This is a genomic window from Rhodococcus sp. IEGM 1372 (assembly GCF_030056835.1).
In the GTDB taxonomy this organism is placed as follows: Bacteria; Actinomycetota; Actinomycetes; order Mycobacteriales; family Mycobacteriaceae; genus Rhodococcoides.
Genome location: NZ_JASHKS010000001.1, coordinates 435018 through 447568 on the forward strand (window position 1 = coordinate 435018; position 12551 = coordinate 447568).

At 65.1% G+C, this 12551-nt stretch carries 9 protein-coding genes; 8 read left to right on the forward strand and 1 reads right to left on the reverse strand.

The window, feature by feature from the left end:
• Positions 1-134: 134 nt before the first annotated feature.
• Complete coding sequence (locus QM590_RS02080) at positions 135-1400, forward strand: glycosyltransferase (protein WP_269593491.1); 1266 nt, start codon at positions 135-137, stop codon at positions 1398-1400.
• A gap of 5 nt (positions 1401-1405) precedes the next feature.
• Here QM590_RS02080 and QM590_RS02085 read toward each other — a convergent pair whose 3' ends face one another.
• The gene (locus QM590_RS02085) at positions 1406-2710 is read right to left on the reverse strand and encodes a hypothetical protein (protein WP_269593490.1); all 1305 of its coding nucleotides are present in this window, start codon (positions 2708-2710) and stop codon (positions 1406-1408) included.
• A 592-nt stretch (positions 2711-3302) separates the two neighbouring features.
• Here QM590_RS02085 and QM590_RS02090 point away from each other — a divergent pair.
• The 7 genes from QM590_RS02090 to QM590_RS02120 all read left to right on the forward strand — a co-directional run bounded on the left by QM590_RS02090 (position 3303) and on the right by QM590_RS02120 (position 12549).
• Positions 3303-4745: a condensation domain-containing protein gene (locus QM590_RS02090; RefSeq protein WP_269593489.1), complete on the forward strand. Its 1443-nt coding sequence runs from the start codon at positions 3303-3305 to the stop codon at positions 4743-4745.
• A 46-nt stretch (positions 4746-4791) separates the two neighbouring features.
• Positions 4792-6249, forward strand: a complete 1458-nt coding sequence (locus tag QM590_RS02095; protein ID WP_269593488.1) for a condensation domain-containing protein — start codon at positions 4792-4794, stop codon at positions 6247-6249.
• Positions 6227-7600: a condensation domain-containing protein gene (locus tag QM590_RS02100; RefSeq protein WP_269593487.1), complete on the forward strand. Its 1374-nt coding sequence runs from the start codon at positions 6227-6229 to the stop codon at positions 7598-7600. The genes QM590_RS02095 and QM590_RS02100 overlap by 23 nt, the downstream gene beginning before the upstream one ends.
• A gap of 120 nt (positions 7601-7720) precedes the next feature.
• Positions 7721-8617 carry a sulfurtransferase gene (locus tag QM590_RS02105; RefSeq protein ID WP_094639333.1) on the forward strand — a complete coding sequence of 299 codons (897 nt, stop codon included), beginning with the start codon at positions 7721-7723 and terminating at the stop codon, positions 8615-8617.
• Positions 8614-9027, forward strand: a complete 414-nt coding sequence (locus QM590_RS02110; RefSeq protein WP_037188062.1) for a SufE family protein — start codon at positions 8614-8616, stop codon at positions 9025-9027. The genes QM590_RS02105 and QM590_RS02110 overlap by 4 nt, the downstream gene beginning before the upstream one ends.
• 124 nt (positions 9028-9151) lie before the next feature.
• Entirely contained in the window at positions 9152-10621 is a 1470-nt protein-coding gene (locus QM590_RS02115) for a condensation domain-containing protein (RefSeq protein WP_149405426.1), read from the forward strand.
• Between the two features lie 128 nt (positions 10622-10749).
• A complete protein-coding gene (locus tag QM590_RS02120) occupies positions 10750-12549 on the forward strand; it encodes an acetyl/propionyl/methylcrotonyl-CoA carboxylase subunit alpha (protein ID WP_269593486.1) in 1800 nt (599 codons plus the stop codon).
• Positions 12550-12551: the final 2 nt, after the last annotated feature.

The following is a 12551-nucleotide window of genomic DNA, read 5'->3' on the forward strand; positions in this document are numbered from 1 at the left end:
GAGCGCGGACGCAGGTGGGCCGCAAATGTGTTTCCCGCCATATGTTTTCCGATCCGAACTGCGGCGGGCGGGACTGATAGGTTGAGGACGTTTTCCACGCCGACGCGACTGCGAGTGACCCTATGAAGTTCGTGATGCCATTCAACGGCAGTCGCGGTGACGTGACGCCCGGTCTTGCGCTCGGCGTCGAACTCGCGGATCGCGGACACGACGTGGTGTTCGGCGCACCACCGAACCTCATGGACTTCGCTCGCGCGAAAACGGCTGAGTCCGAACGAATCGGCGTGGTCTCGTTCGGGCCGGACACCCAGCGACTGCTGGAGTCGGAGTTGATCAGGGTGCGGATCAAGTCGCGTAACCCGCGGACCAAGATGGCGGCACTCGCGGAACTGGCCAATTACGGCTGGGATCAGATGACGGTCGAACTCGAACGGATGGCCCAGGGCTGCCACGCGATCGTCACCGGTTCGCTGGGGCAGGAGATGGCGTTCAACATGGCGGAGCACACAGGCAATGCTTTTGTGGCACTGCACTATTGCCCGCTCCGGCGCAACGACGTCGTGCCCGTGACCCCGGGCATCGCATTACCGGGATACGTCAACCGGTCGATGTGGGCGCTGGCGGAGTCGATGCGCTGGAAATCCATGAAGGCCCGCGAGAACGCGCAGAGGAAGTCCCTGGGTCTGGCACCGACGCGTCATTCGCTGCCTGTTCGGTCCGAACGCTACGGCGGAGTGGAGATTCAGGCGTACGAGTCGGCGCTGTTCCCCGGGCTCGCAGAACAGTGGGGCTCACACCGCCCGTTCGTCGGATTCCTGGGGCTGAGCAGCGCTCGCGTCGACTCCGATCCCGCGTTGGAAGAATGGCTGCAGGCAGGCTCCGCGCCGGTGTACTTCGGCTTCGGCAGCATGCCCGTCCCCGATCCCGCGGCGCTGTTGCGCATGATCGAGAACGTGACCCGAAGGCTGGGCGTTCGCGCTCTCGTCTGTGCCGGCTGGAGCGACCTGATCGGTGCCGATTCTGCTGCTGTCCAATCGAATTCGAACATCATGATCGTCGAGTCGGTCGATCACGCGAGCATCCTGCCGCGATGCGTGGCTGCGGTCCACCACGGTGGCGCAGGCACGACGGCTGCGACGGCGCGGGCCGGCCTGCCGACACTCGTCTGCTGGTTCAGCGCCGATCAGCCGTTCTGGGGAGCCGCGCTGCGCAGGATCGGAGCCGGCACCAGCACGAAATTCTCGACCTTGACCGAATCCGTTCTCCAGCAGGGCATTACCGATATCACCACCGAACGCGCCAGGCAGGCGGCACGCCGACTCGCCGAGTCAGTCGCCCCGACTGCAACTGCAGTGGCCGCAGCTGCCGACATCACCGAGGCGGCAGCGCGGAACCGCTGACGCACTCACCAGAATCGCGCAGTCAACTCCCAGCGACCCAGCGCCTCCGCCAGATGGTCACGCAGTGCCCGGTCATCGACGAATCGATCGGGATCCATGGCGTGGACCGTCACGGTGACGCTCGCGCCCGTCTCGCACAGCCAGGCCGTCAGCCCACCGTCCAACGATCGCGCGAACGCGGCGTCGGCACCCGCAAAGGTCGCCCTGCCCGATACGGCACGAGCTTCGATACCGGCCACTGTGGTGAAGACCTCGGGCAGAGCACCCAGGTTCGACGCCAGGCCTTCCGCACCGTCACGCGGTTGCGGAACACGCGCGACCACGGCGTCGGGCAGCATCTGCACGAGGGCCTGCGAGATGCCTGCGGGTGGTAGACCGGCAGCCTGCCTCGCGGCGAAAGCGGTGAACGCCGCCTTGCTGATTTTCCGAATCGTCGACAGATCGCGGTCGGCCGCGTCGGTGACGGGGACCTCGATCTTGACGATCTTGGTGGCATTGGAGCGAGTGTCGTCGACGGTGCGATCGCTGACCGGCAAAGACCATTGCACCGAGTCTCCGATCGAGGCTCGCCCGGCCTGCCCCGAGGCTGCCGTCAGAACGGCGATGAACAGTGAATTGGACGTGCCACCCCATTGCTGGGCAGCCGCTGTCCAAGTACCTGCGTCCACCTCTGCCACCGCGCGAGGCGATACCCAGTCTGCATCCACGGCACCGGCCGTCGGCTGCGAACGAGTCGGCTGCGAGCGCGGGACAACGACGTCCGGACCGGATCGGGTGGGAATCGGTAGCGCGGACGCAGCGGTGTTCACCAACCAGCCGGCTACGGACCGCACCTGCCCCACGGCGTCTCGCAGGTCCGAGCCGATGGCCGCGATTCCGTCCTCGGTCGGAACCGACCGAGGGTGCACGGACGGGGCGTTCGCAGCCGCGAACGCGGCGATCAGAGCGCCGCCGTCGGCGACCATGTGCGAAGCGACCAACGAGAGCACCGTCCCCCCGTCGGCCAGAGGAGCTGCCGCCAGTCGCCAACCGAGACCGGTCTCGGGATCGATGTCGTCATCGATGCAACCGTCGGCCCAGGCCGACACTTCGGTCGATTCGATGAAGTGTGGGTGAAAATCCAATGAATGGGAGACGTTCGAGGCCACCCATCGAGCGCGGGCAGTAGGCACCGTCGACGAGACCACTCGGCGCGCGAGCAGACCGTCGGACAGGTTGTCGCGTAGTTTTTCCAGGTCCACTCGCTGGACGGTTTCGTCGAACCACCACAAGAACTGGTTGTAGACGGGATATCCGATGCCGTGATGCATTCGCAAGAATAGGTGATCGGCAAATCCAATTCGAGTCACGCGCCGAACCTACTACATCCACGAAGCAGGGGTAGTGGTGTCAATTCGCCACACCAATGCATTCACATTCGGCAATAGGTGCACGAAAAAGGCGTCCCGAATGTGTCCCGGACCATGTTCGATCCATTCGGTGGCGTGGGTCGTGTTTCGGGTCGCACGACAGTTTGCACCACACTTCGATTGTGAACTATCATCACGCTGACCAGCAAAGTCAGTGATTCGTTCAAAAGATACGACAATCGGACGCTCCCTCGACTCCCGATCGGCGACCGGCGAGTCAAGACGCTCGACAGTGAGAAGTATTACTTTCTCGCGCTGCGAAATAATTTCGCTTTCGCCCTATCGTGTTCTCTGAACTCACTTCGGGTCGACGGCAACGACGTTGTTCTTTCAATGCGGAAAGCAGCAATCCAACAGCAATCGGATAAAACGACCGGTCGGCTGCCCGATCATCGCCGACGGGTTTACACGATCGACTCGACCGTAATCGAACGTGCAATACCGAACCAACGCCGCGCACCGCTGACCGAGCCCGGAACGGAAGAGGACTCCCATGGAATACACCGAACTCGCCGACTACCCCCTCCCCGCCGGTCGCCTCACCGAGTGGGTCCCCCGCGTCGACGACGACCGTTGGGAACCGGACCCCCGCGGTCTGTCCTACACGCACCAGGACCATTGCGAGCGCAGCGCTCCGGGCTCGTGGATCGGCACGGTGTTCGAGATTCATCGCCGCTACGACGTCGAGGCAGTGCGCGCAACCATCACCGCGTACATGGGTCGGCACGAGGCATTTCGGACCAAGGTCAGGCGCGACGAGGAATCCGGTTCCTGGCTGCGCTACACCGCACCCACGGATGCAGTGCAGGTGACCGACCGGGCCCACACCGAACCCCGGACCGAGACTCAGGTCTTCAGCCATCTGCACTCCTGGTTCGGCGACACCGTCTCCCCGACGGCGTGGCCGCACTTCGTCCTCGCGACCATCGAGCCGGACGACGCATCACGCGCTCTCTCGAACGGGCCGGGTGAGTCGTTTCTGCTCGCGTTCGCCGCCGACCACTCGGTGATGGACGCATACAGCCAGATCTACGCCATCAACGAGATCGACAGGCTCTGCGCGCACGCCCTCGAAGGCATCGACCCCCAGTTGCCCGAGGTCGGCAGCTATGTGGACTTCAGCCAGTCCGAGAGGGCTCTCGGCGAGACACTGACCGGTGACCACAGCGCCGTGCGCACCTGGCAGGACTTCCTTGCCGTGGAGGACGGACGCTTTCCCGCATTTCCCCTTCCGGTGTCGGTCGACCGGTCGCTCACCGGCCCGGCCGCACAGAGCAGCATCTCGTCCTGGCTGCTGACGTCCGAGCAGTCGGATGCCTTCAACGCTGCATGCCGTAACGCCGGGTACAACATGCAGGCCGGAATACTGGCCGCGCTGGCGCTGACGAACGTCCGCCTGTCCGGTCGCACGACGTTACGCACCGTGATGCCGATGCACACCAGAGACGAACAGAAGTGGGCCGCGGCGGTGGGGTGGTACGTCGGGATTCTGCCCATGGAGATCGAGCTCGGCGACGCTCGCACCTTCGGGGAGGCAGTCGCGGCTGCAGCAACTGCAGGCGCGGCGAACAAGGGGTTGGCACGGATGCCGTACTCCAAGATCGCCCAGATCCTCGAGTCGACGGAAATTCCTCGATTCGTGGTGTCCTACATCGATCTTCGATTCCTCCCGGACGCCGAGCAGTGGCAGGACCGCAAGGGTCGGGCTCTGCGGAGCAACTGCCACGCCGAGGACGAGGTCTACTTCTGGGTCAACCGGACGCTCCAAGGGCTCAACATCTCCGCGCGATTCCCCAGCTCGGATGTCGCGTCGACCAACGTCCACCGCTTCATCACCGAGTTCGTCGCCGTGCTGACGGCAGTGATCGACTCCGACAGTGGTACCGATACGGTGCTCACGTCGGCCTCACGGTCGGTGACCGTCGCCGCAGAGTGAGTCGTCGAATCAGCCCGCGGCCCTTATCGAGGAGGATGAAGCGACCATGATCATCACCGCTATGGGCAGATGGAATCCTGCTCCCGGCCGACTGCTCGAATGGCATCCCACTTCGGCTGCCCGTGCGAGTGCCCAAGCGGCACCTGTCGATTCGACTCCGGTCTCGTTTCTCCAGGAGGACCACTTGAAGGCCGCATGGGCGGCCCGCGAACGCGGCGATGTGCACACCGCGTACACCGGGGTGGCAACCGAGATCGACGGTGACGTGGACACGGATGCGATGAGCCGCGCGCTGGCCGCCTACGTGCTGCGTCACGAGGGCCTTCGATGCTGGTTCGAGGTCGAGGGAAACAACGTCGTTCGGCATCTCGCCCCGCCCGAGGTCGCGGCGTTCGAGGTGACCGACGCCGGAGAAACCACGGACGACGACCGATTCCAACGGTACGTACGAGGGCGTTTCTCGTCCGAGGCGACCGCGGACGCCTGGCCCGGATTCGTCGTCGGTGTCGTGGCCAGGCCCGGCAGCTTCACCCTGTACTACGGCGCAGATCACGCATTCACCGACGGCGGCTCGCAAGCGTTGGTCATCAGCGAGTTGGCCGATCTGTACGCACTCGAGACCGGCGCGGACGTACCTACCCCGGCAGAGGCAGGCAGCCATCTGGCCTACGCCGCCGACGAACGGGCTCGGGCCGCGACGTTCGGAGCCGATTCTCCCGAAATCGCGGCCTGGCGAGACATTTTCACCAGACACGACGGCCGGATGCCTCGGTTCCCGCTCGACCTCGGCCTCGCGCCCGGCGAGAAAGCTCCGGTCCGCATCGTCGAACGCGACCTGTTGAGCAAAGAACTGACCGCTGCATTCGACGCCGCATGCAAGGCCGCCGGGGCCCGGATGAGCAGCGGCATATTCGCCGCCGTCGGGATCACCGACTTCGAGTTGGCCGGTAACACCGACTACTTCGGGATCACCGTGCTCAGCACCCGGCATCACGGTGACTACGGTCAGTCCCAGGGATGGTTCGTCAACTTCGCTCCGGTCGCATTCGAGGTGGCGGGACACGAGAGGTTCTCCGACGTCGCGGCTGGAGCCCACCGAGGCTTCGAGCAGGCCAAGCAGATCGCGGAGGCTCCGGTGCACGCCGTGCTGGGCGCGCTGGCCGCCGACGGAACTCTCGGTAGCGAGTTGGCAGTGAGTCCGAACATGCTCTCGTACATCGACTTTCGCTGGTTCCCCGGCGTCGGACGAGACGCGGACACGCGCGCGAAGCATTTCACCGGCGAGGGTTCGACGTCGAACGCATCGATGTGGATCAACCGAGACGGTGAGCACCTGTACCTGGTGGCCCAGACCCCTGATACCGACGTTGCCGCCGCAGCGGTGAAGCGGTACCACGATCATCTGGCGCATGTACTGGAAACCATTGCACGCGAAGGTGATTACAATCTGACGCTCGAAAATCTGGTTCAGGAGCCGGCCGGTGCGGGTCACCTCGATCACTGAGTACACCCCACGCGCGGGCACCGTCGTCGAGTTCACCGCCGTCGTCACCGGGAAACCGCAGCCGTCGACGGTTCCGCCGTCGTTCAACCAACGGTTTCACCTCGGCGATCTGGACGAGGCCGAGCGTGTCTGGATTGCCGGAGCCTTCGAGGTGCAGGGCAGGCTCGACACCCGCGCACTGGGGTGGGCCTTCGAGCGCCTGATCGACCGACACGACACCCTGCGCAGTTCGTTCGTTCGCGCGGCGGCGGGAATCGAGCGGATGGTTCACGAACCGGGTGCGGTCGAGATGAGGCAAACCACTCGAACCACCTTCTCGTCGGGGTCCATGCTCCGGAGTCACCTCCGAAGTTCACTCGAACTACACTGCGACGCACGACGATACCCGTCCTACACGTGTTTCGGAATCGATCGGCCGGACACCTCGACGGTGTTGTGCGCATTCGATCATTCCAACGTCGACGCCATGTCGATCGCAGTCGTGGTCGACGAGATCAACACCCTGTACGACGCCTACCGCCGCTGCCCGTCGAACCCGGAGGCAGCCCTGCCTCCGGTCGGTGGGTTCGTCGAGTACTGCCGTGTCGAAGCAACCCAGCCACTCGTCGATCCCACGGACGAACGCATGGTGCGGTGGTCGAATTTCCTCACCGAGTGCGGTGGCACCACGCCGCGTTTCCCACTCGACCTCGGCGTCGCCGAGGGTGAAACCGCGCCTCAGGCAACGACTGTCACGCCCTTGCTCGACGCGCAGCACACCCTCGACTACGCGCAGCTCTGCGCCCGTTCCGGAGCCGGGATGTTCGCCGGGGTCGTCGCTGCGATCGGGCAGGCGTGCGCCGGGATCGGCGGACCGAGCCGCATGCCGTTCCTGTTCCCGTTGCACACCCGCCATGAGCAGCAATTCTCGCGTGCACTGGGCTGGTTCACCACGAACGCTCCCATGACCGTGGAGGTAGAACACGACCTCACCGACACGATCACCGCGGCCCACCCAGCGTTTCGTGCAGCACTGCCACTGAGCACCGTTCCGATCCCCCAGGTACTGAACAACCTCGGCGACGCGTTCACCCTGTCGCGTCGAGACGTGTTCATGGTGTCGTACATCGACTACACCAGAATCGGTGGACACGAACGCTTCGACCGAACCGATGCACACCACATCAGCAATGCCACGGTGTCCGACGACGCGCAGTTCTGGGTTTCCCGCACCACGTCGGGCCTGGCATTGCGGTCACGATTTCCCGACACTGCACAGGCACGCTCGGTGATGAATGCGTTCACCGCCGAACTCGTCGCCCTCCTGCGCGCCGGCGCGGCGAAACCCGAGAGCGCTGCCCTGACGCCCTGACAAAGTCGTTCCGCAGGCTCCACTCCTGCCCCGTGACAGAGGTTCCGCATAGGATCGACAGTGCAGACCGTCCACCCCCGGGCGGGCCGCCAGCCGAATATCTTCCGTAGGAGCCGATACGTGCCTGTACCAACCGATTCCAACGCAACGTTCGCCGACTATGCGCATCCGGATCGTCTCGTATCGACCGAATGGCTCTCCGCTCATCTCGGTACCCCCGGCCTTCGGGTCGTCGAATCCGACGAGGACGTGTTGCTCTACGACGTCGGCCACATTCCCGGCGCGGTCAAGATCGATTGGCATCTCGACCTCAACGATCCGGTCACCCGCGACTACATCGACGGCGAGCAGTTCTCGAAACTGATGAGCCGCAAAGGCATTTCCCGGGACGACACCATCGTCGTGTACGGCGACAAGAGCAACTGGTGGGCCGCGTATGCACTGTGGGTCTTCACGCTGTTCGGACATCAGGACGTGCGTCTGCTCGACGGTGGCCGCGACGCCTGGTTGTCGGAGAACCGCGACACCACCCTCGACGTGCCCGAGTTCCCCGCCACCGACTATCCGGTGATCGAACGCGACGATGCACCCATTCGTGCGTTCGCCTCCGATGTTCTCGGCTCGCTCGGAACGGTCCCGTTGATCGACGTTCGCTCCCCCGCCGAGTACACCGGCGAGCGCACCCACATGCCCGACTACCCAGAAGAAGGTGCACTGCGCGGAGGTCACATCCCCACCGCCGTGAGCATCCCCTGGGCCAAGGCAGCCGCACCGGACGGACGCTTCCGGTCACGCACGGAACTGGACGAGATCTACTCCGGCACCTCCGCCACCGACGACGTGATCGCCTACTGCCGGATCGGTGAGCGTTCGAGCCACACCTGGTTCGTGTTGACCCATCTGCTCGGGTACCAGTCGGTGCGCAACTACGACGGCTCGTGGACCGAATGGGGCAACGCCGTTCGCGTCCCGATCGCCAAGGGCGAGGAGCCCGGATCGGCTCCGGCCACTCGATGAGCGCCTTGCCGGAATCCCTGGCCGAGATAGTCGAGGACTTCGCCGCGGTGGAGGGGCAGGACAAGCTGCAGCTGTTGCTGGAGTTCAGTCGCGAACTGCCTCCTCTGCCGGACCACCTTGCTCAGGATGCGATGGAGCCGGTGCCGGAGTGCCAGTCTCCGCTGTTCCTGTCGGTGGATGCAGGCGATCCGGCGCGGGTCCGGCTGTACTTCAGCGCCCCGCCGGAAGCTCCGACCACGCGGGGGTTCGCCTCGATCCTGGCGCAGGGACTCGACGGTCTCGGCGCACAGGAGATCCTCGACGTTCCGGACGATTTCTACTCGGCTCTGGGGCTGAGCGATGCGGTGAGCCCGTTGCGACTGCGCGGTATGTCGGCGATGTTGGCGCGGATCAAGCGTCACCTGCGTTGACCGGCGACGGCGCAGGTGGCGTGCCGTCGTCTTGATCGATACAACGCGTCGTCGTTAGACTCCGCGGCAGGGCCCCTGAGCCCAGTCCCCCCGATGCGTACGACGAAGGTTGGTTGCTGCCGATATGGAGTTCACGGAGTTGGCGGACTACGCGGTTCCCGCGGGCACGCTCACCGAGTGGATACCCAGCGTCGGCCCGCAGGCCCGCACTCCGGAGGCCGCTGGGTGGCATCCCGACGCCAGGCCGACGTCCTACGTCCACGAGGCTCACCTTCGTACGAGCCTGAGCAGTCCTCGCCGCGGTCGTGAATCATGGCTCGGCGCGGCCTTCGAAATCGCAGGCCCGCTGGACAAGCCCGCGTTTCGCCAGGCAGTGCTGAACTGGATCGACCGGCACGAGGCGATGCGTTCGAGCGCGTCGATCGACGAGGTGACGGGCGAGATGACGCGGGTGACCGCAGCGCAGGGTGCCATCGACATCTGGCAGGTCGAGCAGGAACGGTGCGCGCAATCGAGTGAGGTGTTCGAGCACCTGCAGTATCTGTTCGACGAGTTCACCTCGCCGTTGATCTGGCCCGCCTACGCCTTCGTGACGCTCGAACCGGTGGACGAGACGCGTCCGGTCACCGTGTTCTTCGCAGCGGATCATTCGATCATCGACGGTCTGTCCACGGTGCTGGTCGCGCACGAGATAGCTGCTCTGTACGGCGAGGAACTCGGTGGTGCGCCCGCTGCCCTGTTCGAGGCCGGCAGCTACCTCGACTTCGGTTCCTCCGAACGCGAGAGGAATGCAGAGCTGGAGCATTCCCACGACGCGGTGCGGATATGGCGGGATTTTCTCGTCGACGGCGAAGGCGAGCTACCGGCCTTTCCACTCGACATCGGAGATCCGAGCCCGGACGATCTGCCGCAGGGCGGTTTGTCCGCGTGGGTGCTCGACCCCGATCAGGCCGACTCGTTCTCGGTCGCCTGCCGCAAGACCGGACACAGTCTGTTCGCCGGGTTGCTCGCAGTTCTGGCCATCACCGGCTCCGAACTGGGCGGCGGAACTCGTTTCCGCACGGTGACGCCGGTGCACACTCGCGACGAGCCGCAATGGGCGTCGGCGCTGGGTTGGTTCGTCGGATTGTGCCCCATCTCTTTCGACATCGCCGGTGCGGACTCGTTCGGCTCGGTGGTCGCGGCGGCCTCGGCCGAGGTGAAGAAGACCAAACCGATCGCCCGAGTTCCTCTCGATCGCGTGTTCACCACTCTGGGCTACTCCGCCCGCCCGCGTTTCGTCGTCTCGTTCATGGACGTGCGGTTCGCGCCTGCCGCCGAGCACTGGCCGGACTGGAACGCCCGAGCGTTGCGCAGCAAGCAGTACCAGCACGACGTGTACATCTGGATCAACCGCACGCCGCAGGGAATCAACATCGCGGCTCGCTATCCCAACACCGAGCAGGCGACGGCGCGGGTTCACGAATACGTCGGTGCCTTCCGAAAGTTGTTGAGCGATGTGGCGGACACCGGGACCGCCCGATTCCCCCTCACGGGCGACGAGCGATCCGATATCGGACATACCGACACCGGTCAGATCGCTACCAATCAGTAGCTCACTGCGGCTCGCCGCCGATCAGCTGCAGCTCTGCAGACCGATTGCAGCGATGACAGTGCCGATGCTTAGACTCCGACGTGACGTTCGTAACGAAGCACGCGAGAAACACATCCGTAGGAGGCTCAGTGCCCAGCCATGCCAGTGCTCAGATCACCAAGGTTCTTGTCGCCAATCGTGGTGAGATCGCGGTGCGGGTGATCCGGGCTGCGGCCGATGCCGGGTTGGCCAGTGTCGCTGTGTACGCCGAACCCGACGCCGACGCCCCGTTCGTCCGTCTGGCCGACGAAGCGTTCGCGCTCGGCGGTCAGACCTCCGCGGAGTCGTATCTGGTGATCGACAAGATCATCGACGCCGCCGCCAAGTCCGGGGCCGACGCCATCCACCCCGGCTACGGATTCCTCTCCGAGAACGCCGACTTCGCGCAGGCCGTGATCGATGCCGGCCTGATCTGGATCGGCCCGTCCCCGCAGTCCATCCGCGACCTCGGCGACAAGGTCACCGCCCGCCACATCGCCGCCCGCGCCAAAGCCCCCTCGGTCCCCGGCACCTCCGAACCGGTCAAAGACGCCGACGAGATCCTCGCCTTCGCCGACGAACACGGCCTGCCGATCGCGATCAAAGCCGCGTTCGGTGGCGGCGGACGCGGCATGAAAGTGGCCCGCACCCGCGAGGAAATCCCCGAACTGTTCGACTCCGCCACCCGCGAAGCCGTCGCCGCGTTCGGGCGCGGGGAATGCTTCGTCGAGCGGTACCTCGACAAGCCCCGCCACGTCGAAGCGCAGGTCATCGCCGACCAACACGGCAACGTCATCGTCGCCGGCACCCGCGACTGCTCCCTGCAACGCCGCTTCCAGAAACTCGTCGAAGAAGCACCCGCACCGTTCCTCACCGACGCCCAACGCAAAGAAATCCACTCCTCCGCCAAAGCCATCTGCCTCGAAGCCGGCTACTACGGTGCCGGCACCGTCGAATACCTCGTCGGCCAAGACGGCCTCGTGTCGTTCCTGGAAGTCAACACCCGTCTGCAGGTCGAGCATCCCGTCACCGAGGAAACCTCCGGCATCGACCTGGTGCTGCAGCAGTTCAAGATCGCCAACGGTGAAGAACTGTCCATCACCGACGACCCCGAACCACGGGGGCATTCGTTCGAGTTCCGGATCAACGGCGAAGACGCCGGACGCGGCTTCCTACCCGCCCCCGGACCGGTCACCACCTTCCGTGCGCCGTCGGGACCGGGTGTGCGCGTCGATTCCGGTGTCGAATCCGGCTCGGTGATCGGCGGCCAGTTCGACTCGATGCTCGCCAAGCTCATCGTCACCGGCGCGACCCGCGAGGAAGCCCTCGCCCGTTCGCGTCGAGCACTCGCCGAATTCGACGTCCAAGGACTTGCCACGGTGATCCCGTTCCACGCCGCGGTGGTCTCCGATCCGGCGTTCATCGGCGACGGCGACTCCTTCGCCGTCCACACCCGCTGGATCGAAACCGAATGGGACAACCAGGTTCCCCCGTTCACCGCCGGACAACCACTCGACGACGACGAGGTCCTGCCGCGGCAATCCGTCGTCGTCGAGGTCGGTGGCCGCCGCGTCGAGGTCTCCCTGCCCGGGGAACTGTCCCTCGGCGGCGGCGGCAACAATGGCGGCCCGGCGGGTGCGGTACGGCGCAAGCCCAAAGCCCGCACCCGCGGCGGAGCCGGAGCCGGTGCCGCATCCGGAGACGCCGTCACCGCACCCATGCAGGGCACCGTGGTCAAAGTCGCCGTCGACGAAGGCCAAACCGTCGACGCCGGAGACCTCATCGCCGTCCTCGAAGCAATGAAAATGGAAAACCCCGTCAACGCCCACAAAGCAGGCACCATCACCGGCCTGACCGTCACCGCAGGCGACGCCATCACCCAAGGCACCGTCCTCGCAGAGATCAAATGACG

Coding starts and splice junctions, on each gene's coding strand:
- QM590_RS02080 (WP_269593491.1), top strand. CDS start 135: ATGCCATTCAACGGCAGTCGCGGTGACGTGACGCCCGGTCTTGCGCTC.
- QM590_RS02085 (WP_269593490.1), bottom strand. CDS start 2,710: ATGCATCACGGCATCGGATATCCCGTCTACAACCAGTTCTTGTGGTGG.
- QM590_RS02090 (WP_269593489.1), top strand. CDS start 3,303: ATGGAATACACCGAACTCGCCGACTACCCCCTCCCCGCCGGTCGCCTC.
- QM590_RS02095 (WP_269593488.1), top strand. CDS start 4,792: ATGATCATCACCGCTATGGGCAGATGGAATCCTGCTCCCGGCCGACTG.
- QM590_RS02110 (WP_037188062.1), top strand. CDS start 8,614: ATGAGCGCCTTGCCGGAATCCCTGGCCGAGATAGTCGAGGACTTCGCC.
- QM590_RS02115 (WP_149405426.1), top strand. CDS start 9,152: ATGGAGTTCACGGAGTTGGCGGACTACGCGGTTCCCGCGGGCACGCTC.